This is a genomic window from Aeromicrobium sp. SORGH_AS_0981 (genome assembly GCF_031453195.1).
Taxonomy (GTDB): Bacteria; Actinomycetota; Actinomycetes; order Propionibacteriales; family Nocardioidaceae; genus Aeromicrobium.
Genome location: NZ_JAVIZD010000001.1, coordinates 857,108 through 876,309 on the forward strand (window position 1 = coordinate 857,108; position 19,202 = coordinate 876,309).

Here is a 19,202-nt window from a genome sequence, read left to right on the forward strand (position 1 = left end):
CCGCGATGGAATCTGGCCATCATGGCCGTTCACCGTCCTTCGCATGTTCCTCCTCGGAGGCAGGCCGCGAGTCAAGTACGACCGGGCCCACAGCTGGTCGCTTGGGCGAACGGTTCTGCAAGATCTTCACGAAGTACTCAACGCCTTCGACCCGAACCTCATTCAGACGGACGGCCTCGGCGTCAGCGTCATCGAGATTGGTATACCACCGCATCAGATCAACGCACTGTTCGGGAGTGGCGCCGTCGTAGTGCGAGTAACGCACCACGACGGCCAGCAGTTGCGCTTCATGTGCCATAGAGGTTCCCCCGTCAACTCGCCCGCTGGCCGATTCCGCACGTTGATGGTCGGACCGAGCGAGACATCGAACTCAGGTGGCAGAGCTTCTCTCTTCCCCATCCTATAAATGTGCGTGCCGAACTGGCTGCATTTCCCCTGACCCCCCGGGTGGAGGCGGGGCGTCACACCTCTCGAAACTCCGGCCCTCTGAGTACGGCACCTTGAGCGAAGTGCTGTCCTCCGCGCTCTTCGCGGCTCGCCGGATCACTCTTCGTTCGCATACCACGAGTCCAACTCCTCACGCACGAGTCCGCGAGTCGGCAAGCGATGCCACCACCACCTCGAGGACAGGCTGGGCTCCGGCTCGCCGTAACGGACCACCACGCCACGACGGTCTTCCTCGGTGATCTCGCGCAGCAGCTCGTCCGTTGCCGCCACGCTGGCCGCGACGAGGTGATCGTGTCTGCGGGCCAGGCCGTAGCGGCCAGTCTCGACGAGATCCCGAAGACTGAGCGCAGCGAAGTAGTCGTGCGCTCCCCACGTCTCCTGACGCACTGGACCTCGCATCTCCTCAGCGAGGCGCGCGATGTGTCGCTGCCAACCAACGACCACTCCCTGCATCGTGAAGGTACGGTCATGCGCCAGCTGGACGCGGATGCCTTCAAGGTCTGTCATGATCACCGTCCCGGTGAGTACCTTGCAGGGACGCCAAAGCGCCGCGCAACCAGGGGTCGTTGGCGTCGCAGGTATTGCCTTGGTCGTGCTTCGTAGGCGGGCAGCGGTGCGCGAGTCGCGCGAAGCCCGGCACGCAACTGGCGGGGTTGCAGCAGCGGAAAGCCAGGCGGGACGGCGCTGACGTCTTGGCGGCGGCCGCTGCGGGAGGAGCGAGTCCTCTCCGGGCAACCAAGGCCCGGAATCCTGGCGATCACGCACCCCACGAGGTGCCTCCCAGGGAGTCTCATCGGCTCCCTTCCGGCCGATCCGCGCCATCGCCGGACTGCGGCGACTGCGTCAGGTGAATTCGACGCGCCGTCGCTACTCGTCTGCTGAGCAAGTCAAGTTCCGTCATGGTGAGACCTACTCTGATGGCCATCTCCCAAGGCTCGATCGACACTGCGACATGGCGAAGAGAGCGATCAATGACCTCCAGACTGGCGACATCGCCTGAAACCTGTCTCCCGCTCGATAGGTCTGCCAGGAGTTCGTCGGCTCGAGCGAGGATGTCAGGCTCAACGTCAAAGATCTCGTCGGTGACCGCCTCCAGCACAGCCGCCCGAGCGCCGTGGAGCTCTCTGTACGTCACCTCAAGACTGATCTCGATCATAAGAACTCGTCATGGTAATGGATTGCGGCCTCGATACTCGGCTCACTCGACGCGGTGCCGCCGTGTGCTGGTGTGGGGTCGCTGATGATGATGTTGCGGCCGTCCCGCCATAAAGCCCGCCCGGGTTCGCCGGGCCACCAGATGACTCACAGGAGCGCTGGTCTGACGACGAGCGCGACGGACCACCCACCGCTGGCCGCTACGACTATGCAGAACAGGCTCATGACCACGCCGAGCGCAACGATGACGAGCCACCGCCATCGCCATCGCCATCGCCATCGCCATCGCCCGAAGGCTCGCCACTCCGTTGCGTCATCCGCCTTCTCTCGACCGTCGAGGTGCGACCAGCGAGCCCGCCGGGAAGAGCGGACCACGCCCTAGTCCAAGAAGTCTTTCAGCTCAACCAGAGGATCCCACTCATCGACCCTCGCGAGAACTCTCCGGCGTCCAGTGCCTCTCGCCACGTGGGTGGGGGGCGGGGTGTCGCGGCTCTCGAAACTCGCTCCACTCAGCGCAGGAGTTCCAGACAGCCGTCTTGCGACGTCCCGGAACTTCCCCAATCTCGTTGCCGTGTACGCCAAAAGCTCCAGCACGACTGCACGGTCGCGACGCTCGACGGCATCCTCAACGAGGAGGACCGCACGCGTCCCAGCGACGAGCCATTCGGTATCCCCGCTGCCCAGGGCAACTGAGGCGCACCGCTCGCTCCAACCGAGCAGGGCCCAGACTTGTTCGACCGTCAAGTGCTGGAACTCAACCGGCGCGGCTTTGGAGACCGCCTTCTTCACGGCCTGGTCCCAGCGTCCTCCCAGGTCCTCAAGTGCCGCCGGCGCATCTTTCAGGCTTTCCGTCAACCTCATGAGGGCGGTACCAGGTAGTCCCCGTTTCGCCTGTAGCCAGCATCTCGAAGTTGTCGAAGCTCTCGGGCGAAAATGGTCGGTTGGCCTGCGAAGGAACCTTTGCGCTGCACCATGTTTCCCTTCGTCGGAGAGGCACGGCAGACGGTCCTATTCTGCGCTATCGCGCCTCGGATGAACTCGTCGTTCAGGTCCAGCGACCACTTCTTCGATGCCAGGACAGAATGCCCCGGCCAGGACTGCGCGATCGCCGTAACGGTCTGCCGTCCAAGCACCACGATGTTGCCTGCGGGCCCGAGTTGTGCAGCGGCCTCCCCCTTCAGGGCCACCGTAGCGCGTGCCCCTGTGCCGAAGCGCGACGCGCCGAGACAACTCGTGGAGTCCCGCTCCCAAGGCCTCGCCCTCAGCATCGGTGAGTTTGATGCGGTCGACCTCGGCGCTGGCAGTACCTCTGTCGATGATCTTGAGCACGCTATTCAGCAGTCCGCGCATCCCTTCCCGACAAACCTCGTGATGCTGGTGGGCTCGACGGATCGACATCCGCGCGAGCCGACGGGGAGATCGTGGCTCTGCCCCCGCAAGACGTCGAGGCCCACTGCCGCCACTGCCGTCCCACCTGAGAAAGATGCCTCTCCTGGCTCGCGCCCGGCACGCCGCCTCCCTCACGGGTTCAAAGAGGTCGCCGGTCACCTCCGACTCGTCGCGCGAGCAGTTTTCTGGACGAGCGTTTCCCTATGGCCTGTACGAAGCACTCCATGCCGTGTTGCCGGACTCCACCCCAGCGCGGCCGCCGCGTCGGAGTCCGCGACGTAAACATGCCACCCCTACTATTCGACACTATGAGCGTGAGGGACGCCGTCCTCGTGCGAGTCCACCACGATGATAAGCAATCTCGCGTCGTCCTTCATGATCGATGCACCCATCTCGTTTGCCGTCCGTGGATGTCGGGGGCCGACACTCCACAGCAAGACGGACGGCGCCCGCCGACTGGCCTGCCTCACGCGCGCAGCGGATTCCAGTGATCTCCCCTGGCTCGCGCCTCGCGCTCAACCGCGCGAATGCTCTGCATGAGTCGCTCCGCGTCGACTCGAGACATACCCAGGATGTTGCGGAAGTCGTGGTCCTCCAACTCGACACCGTGCAGTCCGTACGAAAGCAGCAGATACACGAAGATGTACTCGTCCTTGGTCAGATCGAGTTCGACACCGTCCCTTCTGAAACGTGCCTTCATGACTTGTTTACCGTCCTATCCATTGCCTCATCAACAGCATGCGCAAAGTTGTCCGGGCGGTAGACCGAGCCCGGAACGCCAGCATTCGGACCTCGGAAGACGATAGCGGAGTTGCCATAGTCGACCCAGAACCGTGAACCGTCCTCACGAAGATGCCCAGCGCTGGAACTCATCACCTTGTCGACGTATGCTCCCATCTCTTCAACGGACTTGAAACCCATCTTGGCGCCGTGCTTGTCGAACGCCTTCATCGCGATGTCCCACGCTGCATCCGAGCAATCGTTATGGACGAGGATCGCATCGCCGCCGACGTGATAGGTGTGCACCCCAGCGATGGAAAGGTTGTAGGCCAGCGCGGTGCGGTTCGTGCCGGGCCGGAACCCGCGAACCTTGACGTGACGACCGCCGTCACCCAACACGAGCTCGCCTGCACCAAGGTCGTCAGCTCGTTCGAACTGCTGATCTGACACCGACCAGAAAAGGTGGTCCTCGGTAGTGGTGATGACCTCGCCGTCAAGAACCAGGTCGAGAACTTCGTCCTCATGGACCCAGAGACGCGTGACCCTGCGGATCACTCTCTCACCGGTCTCGGGATCGGTCGCGACGACCTTGTCGCCGACCCTGATCTTGCTGATCGGTCGTTGCGAACCATCAGCCATGAGCACAGCGGTCTCGCCTGCGAAGGAGCGCAGACAGGAGCGCGCGCCTGTGGTGCCGGCGCGTTCAGCGTCTCCCGCACTGCGAGCCGAACCGCTGCCCTTCTTCGCCTTGGAGCCGGCTCCACCGACGTTGTCGATAAGTTTCAGCGGCTTCGCGACCTTCAGGATCGGGATGGCCATCGCGATCTCGGCCGCGCACGCTCCCTTGCTTCCCTGTGTGCAGCTTCTCTCGTCGAAGACCCCCACTCGCCAGAGGCCGAGCGCCATGTCCTTGAAGGACTTCGCGGGCGCAGTGCGTTGCTTCTGGTACTCCGCGACGAGCGCGTCGTGGCTGGCCTGGACCCGCTTGCTCGCAGCGTGGTTCTCGCCCAGCGCACGAGCCGTGTCATAAGCCTGGATCCGAGACTCGGTCAGCTGCCACGGATCGCCCGAGTACCCGACGTAACGCCCCGGCGTCACCGTGCCCGCCGTCTGGTGCCACCCGTTCTTCGTCTTCGTCGGAGCCGTCCGGTTGCTGCCACACTCACACGAGACGAACTCACCACTGGGGTCAGAGAGCGTCACCGGCGAGTTGTTCGCATACGCGTACCCGTTCAGCTGCTGCGGGTCGCCATAGTCCGCGATCGGGTCGACCGAGATGAACCGCCCCGCACCCGGATCGAGCTCACGCGCCTCCAGGTGCACCGTCCCCGGACCAGCATCAGTGATCTTGTTCAAGAAGCCCCGGTTCGACAACCACGTCGCCGACGCATCCGTCAACGCCTCCCCGAACGGGGAGTAACGACGCTTCTCCACACTCGCCGTCGTCGACGTCACCGACACCAACGGCGTGCCCTGATGATCCACCGCCGTGTGCTTGAGCCCACCAGAGTCACGCGTGGCCACCGCCTCACCGTCCAGTGAGTACGTACGCACCGCCGAGCGGGTCGTGCCCTTCACCTTCAGCTGCGTCGACCCGAACAACAGGGTCGTCGAACCATCGAACCCGTCACGCTCGATCAGACGATTGCCGTCAGCGTCGTAGAGGTACTCCACGCTCTTGCCGGTCGCCAGGTCCGTGACCTTCTTGACGTTGCCCTCACGGTCCCACTCGTACGACTTGCCCTCCGTGCTCGAGGTCGACCGCTTCTTCATGTTGCCGACCTCGTCGTACGCGTACGTCGTCGTACCCGTCTGCCCACCAGACCTCGTCGTCGTCAGGGCAGCGTGAGGACGATCCGAAGTCGCCGCAGGGTAAGCCGGATCATGCGTCGTGGTGACGATGCCCGACGTCCCCGCGCGCATCGAGACGACCTTCTCGCGGTTGCCGTTCTTCGCGAACGTGTACACGTCCGAGTACGGAGCCGTCGAGCCCAGGTTGCTCGCCGTGGGAGCGACGCACGAGTTCCCCGACGACGTCCAGGCGTTCGTCATCCGACGCAGGTAGTCGTACGTGAAGCACTGGCGCCACGTCGTCGCGGACGTCTGGTTCGTGTCACCTGGAGCGACGTCGTTCAGCTTCTTGACGTTGCCCATGGGGTCGTAGGTGTAGCGCAGGTCCAGCTTCGGAGCCGTGGCACTGCCCTGCAGCGAGAAGGCACGTCGCGTCGTCCGACGCGTGGCGTCGTCGTACTCGCGGGTGTCGTACACGGCCTTCCCGGCCGTGCTTCCCGACGTCCGTTGGAGCACCTCGCCCAACGGCGAGTAGAGGTTGTCGGTGACGATCACGACGGCGCCGGTCAGCTTCTTCACGTTGCCGAGCCGGTCGTACGTGTACGTGAGGTTCTCGTTCGTGATCCCCGTGACCAAAGGCTGGGTGATCTTCTGCACCGAGCCGTCCGGGTTGTAGTCCACACCCGTCACGTAGCCGCCGGAACGCGAGAGGAGGCCCTCCTCCGTAGGGATCGTCAGCGTGCTCGACGTGGGTCGACCTGCACTGTCGTAGGCCGTGACCTCGTCCTTGTACTCCTTGCCGTCAGCCACACGGACGGCGGACGCCAAGGCGCCCTTGCGGACGGTGTCGTACGTCCACCTCGCTCGGACGAGACCAGTGGCGGAGTCGTCACGCAGCGCGATCTTCCGGCCGAGCGCGTCGTAGTCAGTCCACAAGGTCACACCGCGCTTGTCCGTCGCCGAGACCGGGCGGTCGAGCTCGTCGTACGTGAAGGTGCTCTCGCCCTTGTCCGGGTCGTCGTCGGCGATCAGGCGCCCACGGATGTCGTAGGTCTTCGACCACTCGGTGCCCGAGGCGTCGGTGACCTTCTTGAGCTGGCCCGACGGCGTGTACGTGTAGGAGGTGACGTCACCCCCGCCTGTCGGAGTCGACGCGGTGTGCTGAGTGAGGCTCGTGACCTGCCCTCGCGCGTCGGAGACCGTGGTCGTAGCGGTTCCGCCTGTCGGCGGCGTGACGAGGACCCGATCGCCCCCGTAGGCCGTGCTGGTCGACCACTTGACTCCACCGAGGGAGGCAAGCGCCTCCCTCGTGACGCGGCCGGCGAGGTCGTACGTGTAGTTGGCGTAGCGGGGGACGGCGTTCTCCGCGGCCGACACGAGCGTCGTATCGACGTCGCCGGAGTTGTAGTACGGGCCGCGGGACGAGCTCACCCACCCGCGGTCGTCGTAGATCTTCTCGGTGATCACGCGTCCACCATCGGCGCTCGGCGAGGCCTTCTGCGTCGACCTCTCCCGCATGAGGCCGTCGTAGAATGCCACGGTCGCGACGTACTCCTGCGCAGCGTTCAGCCGCTCGGTCGTGACGGTGTTCGGTGCCGTCGCGCTCACCTTGTAGGAGAACTTCACCGACGGCGTCTGCGTCGCCTTGTCCCGACCCGGTCCCCAGACCGCGACCACACGGCCCAGGCCGTCGTAGGAGTAGTTGGTGACAGCGCCGGCAGCGTCGGTCTCGCTCGTCGGTGTGCCCCACGAGCGGGAGGGACTGACGACCGTGACGTGGTCCAGTGCGTTGGTCACCCTCACCTCCTCGGCCGGTCCGCCGGTGGCCGGGACGTAGGCAGTCGTCGTGGTCTTGCCCTTGGCGTCGGTGACGCTCGTCGGACGGCCGTACACGTCGTACTGGGTCTCGGCGTCCACTTGGTAGGTGATGCCGTTGGACCAGCCGGAGACCGTCTCGAGGCGCGTCGGGCGCCCCTGCGTCGGCGCTGCGCCGAACGCCTGCCCGTCGTACGACGTGCGGCTCGCGGAGATGATGTGACCAGGCGCCGACGGTGCCGTCCCACACGCGAGTGCCGTGGTGACCTGGGACGCGGGGTAGTCGTACATCCCGAGAGTGGCGTTGGTGGCGAACGACGTCGTGGTGCACCGGTTGTCGGCCGCCGTCGACGTGTCCCCGAGGTCGTTGACGGCGACGGGCTGACCGCGGTCGTTGTAGTCCGTCGTCGTCTTCACCGTGCGGTACGAGCCTGACGAGAGCCGCGTCCGGGTCTCGGTCTCCCCGAGCCTCACGATGTGCGCGGACCGCCCGTTCGACGTGGCGGTCGCGGGGGAGGTCCAGGGCGTGTTGACCGTGATGTCGACGACCGCGCCCGAGGCTCCCAGCTGGGTGCGTGTCCGGCGCTCGAAGCCGGCCCGTTCGTCACGGTCCTGGATGTCGGCGCTGTCCCCGAGCGGGTCGGTCACGGTGACCGACTTGGTCCCTCCCCCTGCCGCGCGGTCACCGTGCATGCCTCGCAGGTACAGCGACTCGCTCCAGGTCTTGCCCGACTCCGCCCCGACCTCGGTCCTCACCCGGGAGTAGCCACGCCACTCGCCCCAGGTGCGGTACTTCGGCTCGACGAGGTTGGACGTCGTGTAGTGCCAGCCGTCGCCTCCGCCGTAGGTGTAGCTCGTGGTGACGTTCGCTCCGCCCGAGGTGTTGTCGGCCTCCACGACACTGTCGACCCGGTACTTGTGGAAGAACTCGAGCTGGGAGTCCTCGCTCCACCACGGCCTGAACCAGACCGGGAAGCAACGCCTGGCGTTCGTGTCGAGCGAACCGGCGGCCGGCTTGTCGCTCGCCGTGCAGTCGCGAGGCGAGTAGTTCACCGCGATGGACCCGCCGGTGCCGTTGTCGATGGCGTTGACGCGGAAGCGGGCGAAGGAGTCCACGCCGTTCGTGTCGTAGACCCGGTTGTCGAGAAGCTCCTTGTTGAAGCGCACGGGCGGCAGGCTGACGTCGGTCCCCACCTTGCCCGTCTGCTGCACCTGCGCGAGCCAGAGCGTGCGGACCTGGGCCTGCTCCGCGTTCTCCTCGTTCGTCATGTCGCCGGTCGCAGGGAACTCGTGCGTGAGGTTCCACTCGTTCACGGCCGACCACGAGTTGCTCGTCGCCTTCACGAAGGTCGTGATCTTCGCGAGACGCTTTCGGGAGAAGAACGTGGGAGAGGTGCGCGTGGCGCAGGAGGTGTCGCTGGTGCAGATCCGGTCGTAGGGGACGTCCGGCCAGTGCGAGGCGGTGTCCTTGGTCAGGGACTCGCAGGTGACCTCGCTGGTCTTCAGGCACCGCTCGGCGGAGGTGAAGACGACCTTCGCCGAGGCGGCGTCGCTGCCCTGACGGGTGCCGTACTCGATCGACGTCAGCAGCGCCGCGCGTCGGTCGTAGCTGCGGACGATGGCGTTCTTGTTGGCGCCGTACTTGTTCTTCTCCTGGTCGTAGAAGTACGACATCGTGTTGCCGTTCGGGTCGACGACGTAGTCGAGACCCCAGCGCCACGCCTGGTCGCAGGCCGACGCCGCGAAGGTTGAGCCGTGGCACGGCTCACCCGCGCGAGCGCCGTAGACCGGGACGGTCGAGACCGAGTCGGTCCGGCGGTCGTCACCGTCGAAGCGCTGGTTCCTGCCGTAGTAGTACCGGGTGCCATCGGGCGTGGTCACCCGCCAGTACTCGCCGTTGTCGTCGCGGTTGATGCCGTCCTGCTTGAGCAGCTCGACGCGCGTCCCGTCGTCGTTCTTCATCCGCCACTGGCTGGTCGAGCCGTCCTGGACGAGCTCGGAGCTCTGACCGTTCAGCGAGATGGTGAGGTTGTCGTCGCGCCAGCACATGTCGCCGACGTCCTCGGGGGTTCCGCCGACCTGGTCGCACGACTCGTAGGACCGCTCGACGAACCCGGGATCGAGGGAGAAACCCTCACCGATCCACGACGTCTGGTTGTTGGTGGACGAGGTCCGCCCGTCGACGGAACCTGAGGAGTAGCTCAGTGCGAGGTCCGGCGTGGGGCCGTTGATCGCCGGCGGCGTCGCGATCGGGTACGACCACGCGAAGTCGCCGGACTGGTTCCCGGCGGACCACGACGACGAGGGCGCGAGGGAGGACGCCTTGTAGTCGCCCTGCGGTCCCGAGGGACCCGGCGCTGCCGCCACCGTCATGGTCGAGGCCGACGTCGAGCTGGAGCGCTGGGTCGGCACGGTCGCGGTGAGGGTGTTGTTCTTCGCGTCCGCGGTGGTCTTGAGCGCCTTCATCGCGCCGCAGTCCAGGCCGCTCCCTGACTCGTCGCAGTCCTCGAAGGTCACCAGCCGCAGCCGACCTGCCCAGTCGGCCCCGAAGGCGTTGACGAAGTCGGTGTAGTCGAGCTTGACGTCGACGGTCGCAGGCAGGTCCTCCTGGCGCGCGGTCGCGGCAGAAGGTTCCGGGGAGGGGCTGGCCACCGACGCCGACGGAGCTCCCTCTTCCTCGCTCGCGTCGGTCTTCGCCTCTTCGGCAGCGACCGGCTGGGGTGTCAGGTCGATCGTGTACGCCGGGGCGGCAACCGGCTCGCCGTCGAGCGTCACGGTCTCGGTCGAGAGCGTGGCCTTGGCCGACTCCTCGGCCCCCTTCGAGCGGACCGAGAATCCCTCGACCTCCCGCGTCCACGAGTCGGCGACGCTCGTCTCGATCTCGACGCCCGCACGCGGGAGCTCGTCGGCCGTGACGGGTTCGCCCGACGGCTTGATCGACAACGTGTCAGCGTCGACCGGTGCGACCGGCACCGAGGGCATCACCTGCGTCTTCGGAGGTGCGTCGTCCCCCTCGGCAGAAGCGGACACAGTGGCCGAGACGGCCAGGAGGGAGGTGATCAGAGCTCCCACGAGCGCCCAGATCGTCCAGCGACGACGTGTGGTCATGTCAGCAGCCTCCGCTCACGGCGACGCACTCGGTGCGGTCCCAGATCTTCAGGAAGTTGGATATCTCGTCATCGGTGAGAGGACCGCGGGCGACGACGACCTGGTCGAGGAAGCCGGTCCACCGACGGGTCGCGTCGTAGGAAGCTCCCACCGTCAACCGCTGGCGGACGAAGGACTCAGGGAGCGTGGCCGTCCCTGGCGTGACCGCGGTCGCGGCGTTGGCTCCGAGCACTCGGAGCGTCGCCTTCTTCGTCACGACGTCGTACGAGGCGACGACGGGTCGCGTCCCCGGTTGGCCATCGTCGCCCGGCACGCGCGCGACGACCCACGCTGCCGTCTGGCTGTCCCAGACGCGCAGGACGTAGTCGAAGCCTGTGCCGTTCACCTCCGCGCCGATCTCGAGGCCGGGAGAGTTCTCCCCTCCGAGCGAGAGAGCCGTCATCTGGTTGCTGCTCGTCGCCGTCTTCGCGGGATCGACGAACAAGGCCAGGTCGAAGGACCTCTTCGGGTCGACGAAGGAGCCGACCATCGCCGGAGGCTGCGAGCTCTCGGAGAGGCTGATCATGGCGTCACGAGCACGGTTGTCGGGGTCGTCGTCCACGTAGAGCGAACGCGTCGAGCGGGTGGCGTCGCCGATGTCGAGCGGGAACTCACCGGTGCTGTCGACCGCCAGCGACCCGTCCTCGTCGTCGAACGTGTAGGTCGAGCGGACGAACCGTTCAGGGTCGAGGACCTCGAACTCGTGGACGAAGGGCACTTCGCTCCGATTCCCTGAGGCCTCGTAGGCCCAGACCCTCAGCTTGTGCGTACCGACGCTCTGCGCAGGCAGGTCGAGAGTGTGGGTCTTGCCCGAGCCGGACGCAGCGAGCATCGCCGTCGTGGGAGGTTGGTCGGACGTGAAGCTGTACCGGTAGCCGACCACGTCGTCCTTCGTCGATCCCGGCGCGAAGGTCAGCTGGTAGGACTTGTCCGGTTCCCAGCTCGTGGACGGGTCGTCGACGCCGGGCAAGCCGAGGACCCGAGGAGGTGCGGCAAGGGTGGAGTCGATGGTGAAGGTGCACTCGTCGGAGGCCGCGCTCCGCAAGCCTCCGGAGTCCTCGGCAGATACCCTGAAGGTCCAGGTACCGGACTTGACGGTGTCGTTCTCGTCCCGGCTCAGCGCGCTGAGGCTGCGAGCGGCGGTGGAGCCGCTCGCCACGTAGCTGCCCGTGATGTCACTGTGGGCGGAGGTGATGTCGGAACCCGCGTTCCAGTCCCAGAGAGCGCGGACATTGTTGCCGTCGGGGTCGGCCAGCTTGGCCCGCATGACCGGGTAGGACGTCATCCTGCCGAGCCGGACGGCGCCCGTCGTCGGGCAGGCGATGCCGTTGATGGTGCGGGACGTCGGGACGCTCGGGCGTCGGTTGTACTCGACGGTGATGGACGCGTTGTGCTTGAAACGCCTCCAGTTCACCGGGTCTGATTCGTCCTCGGCGATGAGCGCGAGGCCGATGGTGGGGCGGCCGTCGCCGGCCGCGGCGGCCATGCCGTTCTTAATGTTCCACACGACGTCCCGACCGCCGGGGTTGCACCCGGAGTGGCCGGCTGAGTACGACTTCCTGTCCTGGAAAGCCCCCAGCGACGGCTGGTCGTTCCAGGTCGTGTCCGACGACACTCCCCCGGACCGGTAGACCTTGATCGGCCGCGTCGTGCACGAGGGCGACCACACCATCGTCGCCTTGAAGGTCGCCGATCGGATCTGGTGCCCCGAGAGCGAGCTGATGCCGTACTGGAAGAAGAGTCGTTTGTTCGAGACCCCGATGTAGTTCTGGTAGCCGGTGCCCTGACCCTCCTCGTCTGTCCACTTGTAGAACGAGGAGCTCGGGTGCTGCTTGAACACCATGGCCCACGCGAACGCGCGCCCGCCGACCTTCGGATCGATGTAGACCGGATACTGCACGTCTGCACCCGTCAGAGCGTCGCGGTGCGGCTCCAGCACGATGTCGCCGCCCGTGACTGCCAGCTTCACCGGGGCGACGTCGTCGTTCTCCACCGGCCCCTGGGTCCGCCGATCGACAGCCTCCGCGCTGCTGTCGACGACAGGATGGCCGCCGTCGCCGACGACCGTCCCGCTCGAGTCCCACATGATCGGAGCGGGCGCATCGCCGACCGTGCGCCCCACGTCGTCGAGGACGCTGAGTCCGCCGCCGTCCGCCACCTCGACGCGTCCGTTGTCCACGTCCGTCGCGAGCTTGAGCTGGGCGAGGCGCGGGTCCGCTGCCGCCGCTGCCGTCCTCACCACCAGGACCTGGGAGACACCGCCGTCGGTGACCGTCATGCGGAGGTCGACGTCATCGATCACGTCGACGTAGGTCGCGGTCGGGCCGTCCAGCACGGGCGCCGGCAGCGCACCGGGCCAGGAGATCGACGTCGTGACGTCTCCGACGGTCACCTGGAGCAGCGGGTCGCGCCCACCCGCCGAGAGCTCGACGTCGCCAGGCGCGGCTTGAGGTCGAACCACGCCGTCACGCTCGACGAGATCGAAGTCGATGGACTCCCATCCGTCGTCGCCCTTGACCCGCACGGGCGCGTTCGAGATCTTCGTGGAGAAGGTTCCCCGCGGCGTCGCCCACACGGTCTCGGTCTCCGTTCGGTCCTCCACGATCTCGACGTTCTTGCCCGTCGCCGCGGCTTCCGCGAAAGCCTTCGCCTCAGGATCGAGAGGAGCCGTGTCCTCGCCTTGCGCTTGCGCCTGCAGGCCGGTCACCACCAGACACGACGACACCAGACCAACGACAAGACGGCGCACGGCGACCTCCAGAGCAGCTCACAACGCCACCCCGAGTGAGTTGCGCAGGCACTGTCTACCAGCGGACGTCCTGGTCACGAGTCTTTTTCTCAGAAATTTTTCATGTTTTAGTGTGAGCGGACGGAAACTGGGTAGGAGGCGCATCCTGAGGACCAGAGCGAGGGGAGGTCCTGGCGCAAGAAAAGAGCCGCGGGCGCTGTCGCCCACGGCTCTTGCCATCTCCGTCATGCTGCTTGCTTGGTGCGCGAGGGGGGATTTGAACCCCCACGCCCTTGCGGACACTGGCACCTGAAGCCAGCGCGTCTGCCGTTCCGCCACTCGCGCGTCGTTCCCTGAGGAACAGTCGCCGAGTCTAACACCACGGCTCCGCCGCCCCCGCACCCGCCCGTCGGCGGCGGGGCAACCGCAGCAGGGCTCCTGGGGGTGCTGAGGCACCGATGCCGGCGCGCGGGTTGCTGAGCCACCGATGGAGAGGGCGGCGGGGCTGGGGTGGGGCAGGAAGAATGGAACGCGTTCCCACGTCAATTCGCGTGCGTCGTGCCTGCCGATACCATCGTCGGGACCACCGACGACCCCACGCACGTGACCCGGCAGGAGGCGAGAACCGATGGCAGGTGTGCTCAGCCGCTTCGAGCAGCGGCTCGAGGGCGCAGTCACCGGCGCGTTCGCCCGAGCCTTCCGCAGCGCCGTGCAGCCGGTGGAGATCGCCGCCGCGATCCAGCGCGAGGTCGACAACTCCGCCCACGTGCTCTCACGCCAGCGGATGCTCGTCCCCAACGACTTCACCGTCGAGCTCTCGCCCACCGACCACGGCCGGCTCGCCCCCTTCGGCGACACCCTCACCACCGAGCTCGCCACGCTCGTGCAGGAGCACGTCACCGAGCAGCGCTACACCCTCGCCGGGCCCCTGCGCATCGAGCTCGTCGAGTCGCCCGACCTCGGCACCGGACGCTTCCGCGTGCGCAGCCGCACCAACGCGGCCGTCCGGCCCGTCGAGGGCGCCCGCATCACCGAGACCGCCGTCCGCAGCTCGCAGGTCGTGCTCGAGGTCAACGGCCTCAAGCACCCCCTCAGCCCGCCCGGCGTCGTCGTCGGACGCGGCAGCGAGGCCGACCTGCGCATCGACGACCCCGGCATCTCCCGCCGGCACGCCGACATCAAGGTCCACGAGTCCGGCGGAAACACCACCGTCACCATCACCGACCTGCAGTCGACCAACGGCGTCGTCCTCAACGGGCACCGCGTGCAGACCGCGTCGGTCGGAAACGGCTCGGAGATCCGCCTCGGCAACACGGTCCTCACCATCCGCATCACGACGAGCGAGGACCGATGACGGACCTGACCCTCACCCTCATCAAGATCGGCTTCCTCGCCGTCCTGTGGCTGTTCGTGCTGTCCGCCGTGTCGGTCATCCGCTCCGACATCTTCGGCGCGAAGGCACCGAACCAGAAGCCCGCCAAGCAGCCCCGCGCCGCAGCCGCCGCGAAGCCCGCCAAGAGCCGCAAGCAGCGCACCCCGCGCGGCGCGCCCACCAAGCTGCAGGTCGTCTCCGGCCCCAACTCCGGCCAGAGCGTGCCGCTCGGCGACGGACCCGTCCTCCTCGGCCGCGGCACCGACGCGGCCATCCGCCTCGACGACGACTACGTCTCCACCCGCCACGCCCGCTTCGCCACCAACGGCGAGCAGTGGTTCGTCGAGGACCTCGGCTCCACCAACGGCACCTACCTGGGCAGCCAGCGGATCACGTCCCCCACCCCGATCGGCCTGAACATCCAGGTCCGGCTGGGCAAGACCATCGTCGAGCTGCGGAAGTAGGACGATGTCCCTCACCCTGCGCTACGTCGCGCTCACCGACGTCGGTCTGCGCCGCTCCAGCAACCAGGACTCCGGCTACGCGAGCAGCCGCCTCATCGCCGTCGCCGACGGCATGGGCGGCGCGGCCGCCGGCGACCTCGCCTCGGCCGAGACGATGAACGTCATCCGCCAGCTCGACCGCGAGCTGCCCGAGATCGACCCGCTCGAGGCGCTCCAGAAGGCCGTCGCCCACGCCAACCAGCGGCTCGGCGAGCTCGTCGCCGAGGACCCGTCGGTCGAGGGCATGGGCACCACGCTCGAGGCGATGCTGTGGGACGGCGAGCGCTTCGCGACCGCCCACATCGGCGACTCGCGCGCCTACCTCCTGCGCGACGGCGAGCTGACCCAGATCAGCACCGACCACACGTTCGTGCAGAGCCTCGTGGAGGAGGGGAAGCTGACGCCCGAGGAGGCGCGCGTGCACCCGCACCGCTCCCTCCTGCTGCGCGTCATGCTCGGCCGCGACGACAACGACGCCGACCTCGAGTGGTTCGAGGGCCAGGTCGGCGACCGCTTCCTGCTCTGCAGCGACGGTCTGTCCGACATGGTCGACGACGCCACCATCCAGCAGCTGCTCAGCGCCGAGACCATCGACCAGGCCGCGTCCGACCTGGTCCGCACCGCGCTCGAGAACGGCGGCTACGACAACGTCACCGTCGTCATCGGCGAGCTCGTGCCCTCCGGCGCCGTGTCCGAGGAGGAGCTCTCGTCGGCCGACGGACGCCCGCAGCTCGTCGGCGCCGCCGCCGAGGGACCCCGCCCCCGCACCGGCAACGCCGCCGGTGGCTCCGGGAAGGCCCGCTCGCGCGAGGAGCGCAAGGAGCGCAGGCGCGAGAAGGAAATCGACCCAGAGGAGCTGCGCTACGCGCCGCGCCCGCCGAGCAAGTGGCGCTGGGTCCGCCGCCTCGTCGCCCTCGCCGTCGTCGTCGGCATCGTCGCCGCCGGCGCGTTCTACGCCTACCGCTGGTCGCAGGACCAGTACTACGTGGCATCCGCCGACGGCAAGGTCGTCATCTACCGCGGCGTCCAGGCCGACCTGCCGCTCGTCACCCTCAAGCACGTCGACGAGGTCACCGACGTCGAGCTCGACACCCTGCCCACCTTCCGCGCCCAGCAGGTGCGCGGCGGCATCGAGGCCGACAGCCGCGCCGACGCCGAGCAGATCGTCGAGAACCTGCGCGGCCTCGCCGACGAGCCCGAGCCGTCGCCCTCGCCGAGCCCCTCCCCCTCGCCGTCCCCCTCCGCGTCGCGCACCGCCGACCGGGAGCGGTCCGCATGAGCACACCCACCCTGGTCCCGCGCAAGCGACGCGGGGCCGAGCTCACCCTGACCCTGCTCGCCGTGCTCATCGGCGTCGGCGCCTACTGCGCCGTCGGCCTCGGCGCCGAGGGTCGCGTGCCCGCCGACGCGCTGCGGCTCGTGATCTTCCTGGTCGCGGCCGCCGTCGCCACGCACCTGCTCGTCCGCAAGGTCGCGCCCTACGCCGACCCCGTGCTGCTCCCGCTGGTCATCTGCCTCAACGGCCTGGGACTGGCGATGATCTACCGCATCGACCTCGGCTACCAGGCGATGGGCAACGACGCGTTCGGCCCGCTCGCCACCAACCAGCTCCTGTGGTCGGGCATCGGCATCGCGCTGTTCGCCGTCGTGCTGCTCGTCATCCGCGACCACCGCCGCCTGCAGGCCTATACCTACACGTTCGGCTTCGTCGCCCTCGCGCTGCTGGTGCTGCCGCTGCTGCCCGTCATCGGCCAGAACATCCGCGGCGCGCGCATCTGGATCAACATCGGCCCGTTCAGCTTCCAGCCCGGCGAGGCCGCCAAGATCTGCCTGGCCATCTTCTTCGCCGGCTACCTCGTCGTGAAGCGCGACGCCCTCGCGCTCGCCGGCCGACGCTTCGCCGGCATCGACCTGCCGCGCGGTCGCGACCTCGGCCCCATCGGCGCGGCGTGGCTGATCAGCATCGCCATCCTCGTCTTCCAGCGCGACCTCGGCTCGTCGCTGCTGTTCTTCGGCCTGTTCGTCGTCATGCTCTACATCGCCACCGAGCGGCCCGGCTGGCTCGTCGTCGGCGGCAGCCTGTTCGTGGCCGGCGCCTACTTCGGCTACCTCGCGTTCGGGCACGTGCGCGTGCGCTTCGACGCCTGGCTCGACCCGTTCTCCGACCCCGACCGCAACGGGCAGATCATCAACGGCCTGTTCGGCATGGCCTACGGCGGCGTGCTCGGCACCGGCTGGGGGCAGGGCAGTCCGCAGCTCACCCCGTTCGCGTTCTCGGACTTCATCGCCTCCGCGATGGGCGAGGAGCTCGGCCTCACCGGACTCATGGCGATCCTCGTCATCTACGGCCTCGTCGTCGAGCGTGGCATGCGCATCGCGCTGACCTGCCGTGACGCGTTCGGCAAGCTGCTCGCCGCCGGCCTCGCCGTCTCGATGGCTCTGCAGATCTTCGTCGTCATCGGCGGCGTCACCCGCCTCATCCCGCTGACCGGCCTGACCACCCCGTTCATGGCACAGGGCGGCTCGTCCGTCGTCATGAACTGGGCCATCATCGCGCTGCTCCTGCGCATCAGCGACCAGACCCGACGCCCCGCGCCCGAGGTGTCGCAGTTCGACCACGACGAGGAGACCCAGGTGGTGAAGCTGTCGTGAACAAGCCCATCCGCAACCTCGCCGTCGCCTGCCTCGTGCTGTTCGCGGCGCTGCTGATCAACGTCAACTACGTGCAGTTCGTCGAGGCCGGCGACCTCAACGCGCGCCAGGGCAACAAGCGCGTCATCGACGCCGACTTCAGCCGCGACCGCGGCGCGATCCTCGTCGGCGACGAGCCCGTCGCCGAGAGCAAGCCGAGCAAGGACCAGTACAAGTTCCAGCGGGTGTACCCGCAGTCGACGCTGTACGCGCCGCTCACCGGCTACTTCTCCTACATCTACGGCAGCGCCAACCTCGAGCGCTCGCAGAACCAGGTGCTGTCCGGCAGCGACAACCGGCTCTTCGTCAGCCGCGTCGTCGACCTGCTGGCCAACAAGAAGCCCCAGGGCGGCAGCGTCGAGCTGACCATCAACCCGCGCGCGCAGAAGGTCGCCGCGAGCGGCCTGGAGGCGCTCGGCGAGGGCACCAAGGGCGCCGTCGCCGCGCTCGACCCCAAGACCGGCGCCGTGCTCGCGATGGTCAGCCAGCCCTCCTACGACCCGAACGTGCTCGCCAGCCACAACTTCTCCAAGGTCACCGAGGCGATGAAGCGTCTGCAGGCCAACGAGGACGACCCGCTGACCAACCGTGCGACGCAGCAGATCCTCCCGCCCGGCTCGACGTTCAAGCTGGTCACGGCGGCCGCGGCACTCGAGGACCTGAACCTCAAGGCCGACAGCCGCGTGAAGGGTGGCGCCAGTCTCTCCTTCCCCGGCATCCAGTACACGCTGCCCAACGAGAACGGCGGCAACTGCGGCGGCGACCCGATCACCTTCGAGCAGGCGCTGCAGGTCTCCTGCAACGTCTCCTTCGGCGACCTGGCCGGCAAGATCGGCCAGGACAAGCTCGAGGAGCAGGCCCGCAAGTTCGGCTTCGGCACCGACCCGCTCGAAGGCCTGGCCAGCAGCGCCAGCCAGTTCACGGCCGAGGGCACCGACCTGGAGGCCCCGCAGCTCGCGCAGAGCGGCATCGGCCAGTTCGAGGTCGCGGCCACCCCGCTGCAGATGGCCATGGTGGGCGCCGGCATCGCCAACGACGGCGTCGTCATGAAGCCGCAGGTGGTCAAGTCGGTCCGCTCGCCCAGCCTGCGCGTCCTCGACTCCCTCGAGCCCGAGGAGCTCGACCGCGCCATGAGCGCCGACAACGCCGCGATCCTGCGCTCGATGATGGTGGCGACCGTCCAGTCGGGCACCGCCACGTCGGCGCAGATCCCGGGCGTCCAGGTGGGCGCCAAGACCGGCACCGCGCAGTCGACCCCCGACCGACCCCCCTACGCCTGGTTCGTGGCTCTCGCGCCGGCGAACGACCCCAAGGTCGCCGTCGCCGTCGTCGTCGAGTCCTCGAGCACGGCCCGCAACGAGATCGCCGGTGGACGCCTCGCCGGCCCCATCGCACGCTCCGTCATCGAGGCGGTGCTCGGTGAGTGACTTCGACCCCCCTAGGG

At 67.6% G+C, this 19,202-nt stretch carries 12 protein-coding genes and 1 tRNA gene; 5 read left to right on the forward strand and 8 right to left on the reverse strand.

Annotated features, from left to right (window positions below; genetic code table 11):
• Positions 1-19: 19 nt before the first annotated feature.
• The 8 genes from QE370_RS04450 to QE370_RS04485 all read right to left on the reverse strand — a co-directional run bounded on the left by QE370_RS04450 (position 20) and on the right by QE370_RS04485 (position 13,537).
• Positions 20-298: a hypothetical protein gene (locus tag QE370_RS04450; RefSeq protein WP_309633581.1), complete on the reverse strand. Its 279-nt coding sequence runs from the start codon at positions 296-298 to the stop codon at positions 20-22.
• Positions 299-543: 245 nt separating this feature from the next.
• Positions 544-960, reverse strand: coding sequence for a hypothetical protein (locus QE370_RS04455; RefSeq protein WP_309633582.1), 417 nt, complete (start codon positions 958-960; stop codon positions 544-546).
• 277 nt (positions 961-1,237) lie between these two features.
• Positions 1,238-1,603, reverse strand: coding sequence for a hypothetical protein (locus QE370_RS04460; protein ID WP_253021461.1), 366 nt, complete (start codon positions 1,601-1,603; stop codon positions 1,238-1,240).
• 377 nt (positions 1,604-1,980) lie between these two features.
• Positions 1,981-2,391, reverse strand: coding sequence for a hypothetical protein (locus QE370_RS04465; RefSeq protein ID WP_253021462.1), 411 nt, complete (start codon positions 2,389-2,391; stop codon positions 1,981-1,983).
• 1,066 nt (positions 2,392-3,457) lie between these two features.
• Positions 3,458-3,691 (reverse strand): hypothetical protein, encoded by a 234-nt coding sequence (locus QE370_RS04470; protein ID WP_253021463.1) that lies wholly within the window; start codon positions 3,689-3,691, stop codon positions 3,458-3,460.
• Positions 3,688-10,425 carry a polymorphic toxin-type HINT domain-containing protein gene (locus QE370_RS04475; protein WP_309633583.1) on the reverse strand — a complete coding sequence of 2,246 codons (6,738 nt, stop codon included), beginning with the start codon at positions 10,423-10,425 and terminating at the stop codon, positions 3,688-3,690. Before QE370_RS04475 ends, QE370_RS04470 begins: the two co-directional genes overlap by 4 nt.
• A gap of 1 nt (position 10,426) precedes the next feature.
• Positions 10,427-13,066 (reverse strand): hypothetical protein, encoded by a 2,640-nt coding sequence (locus tag QE370_RS04480; protein WP_309633584.1) that lies wholly within the window; start codon positions 13,064-13,066, stop codon positions 10,427-10,429.
• 385 nt (positions 13,067-13,451) lie between these two features.
• Positions 13,452-13,537: transfer RNA gene (locus tag QE370_RS04485), tRNA-Leu, on the reverse strand.
• A 283-nt stretch (positions 13,538-13,820) separates the two neighbouring features.
• Here QE370_RS04485 and QE370_RS04490 point away from each other — a divergent pair.
• From QE370_RS04490 to QE370_RS04510, 5 genes are read left to right on the forward strand one after another with little or no spacing between them, the layout of a single operon-like run.
• The gene (locus tag QE370_RS04490; RefSeq protein ID WP_309633585.1) at positions 13,821-14,546 is read left to right on the forward strand and encodes a DUF3662 and FHA domain-containing protein; all 726 of its coding nucleotides are present in this window, start codon (positions 13,821-13,823) and stop codon (positions 14,544-14,546) included.
• Positions 14,543-15,028, forward strand: coding sequence for an FHA domain-containing protein (locus tag QE370_RS04495; protein ID WP_286690954.1), 486 nt, complete (start codon positions 14,543-14,545; stop codon positions 15,026-15,028). The genes QE370_RS04490 and QE370_RS04495 overlap by 4 nt, the downstream gene beginning before the upstream one ends.
• A 4-nt stretch (positions 15,029-15,032) precedes the next feature.
• On the forward strand, positions 15,033-16,346 hold the full coding sequence (locus QE370_RS04500; protein ID WP_309633586.1) for a protein phosphatase 2C domain-containing protein: 1,314 nt from the start codon (positions 15,033-15,035) through the stop codon (positions 16,344-16,346).
• A complete protein-coding gene (locus QE370_RS04505; RefSeq protein WP_309633587.1) occupies positions 16,343-17,719 on the forward strand; it encodes an FtsW/RodA/SpoVE family cell cycle protein in 1,377 nt (458 codons plus the stop codon). Before QE370_RS04500 ends, QE370_RS04505 begins: the two co-directional genes overlap by 4 nt.
• Positions 17,716-19,185, forward strand: a complete 1,470-nt coding sequence (locus QE370_RS04510) for a penicillin-binding protein 2 (RefSeq protein ID WP_309633588.1) — start codon at positions 17,716-17,718, stop codon at positions 19,183-19,185. The genes QE370_RS04505 and QE370_RS04510 overlap by 4 nt, the downstream gene beginning before the upstream one ends.
• Positions 19,186-19,202: the final 17 nt, after the last annotated feature.

Bases quoted from the DNA above. Each gene is read 5' to 3' on its own strand.
- QE370_RS04450 (WP_309633581.1), bottom strand. From the start codon at position 298: ATGGCACATGAAGCGCAACTGCTGGCCGTCGTGGTGCGTTACTCGCAC.
- QE370_RS04460 (WP_253021461.1), bottom strand. From the start codon at position 1,603: ATGATCGAGATCAGTCTTGAGGTGACGTACAGAGAGCTCCACGGCGCT.
- QE370_RS04470 (WP_253021463.1), bottom strand. From the start codon at position 3,691: ATGAAGGCACGTTTCAGAAGGGACGGTGTCGAACTCGATCTGACCAAG.
- QE370_RS04475 (WP_309633583.1), bottom strand. From the start codon at position 10,425: ATGACCACACGTCGTCGCTGGACGATCTGGGCGCTCGTGGGAGCTCTG.
- QE370_RS04490 (WP_309633585.1), top strand. From the start codon at position 13,821: ATGGCAGGTGTGCTCAGCCGCTTCGAGCAGCGGCTCGAGGGCGCAGTC.
- QE370_RS04495 (WP_286690954.1), top strand. From the start codon at position 14,543: ATGACGGACCTGACCCTCACCCTCATCAAGATCGGCTTCCTCGCCGTC.
- QE370_RS04500 (WP_309633586.1), top strand. From the start codon at position 15,033: ATGTCCCTCACCCTGCGCTACGTCGCGCTCACCGACGTCGGTCTGCGC.
- QE370_RS04505 (WP_309633587.1), top strand. From the start codon at position 16,343: ATGAGCACACCCACCCTGGTCCCGCGCAAGCGACGCGGGGCCGAGCTC.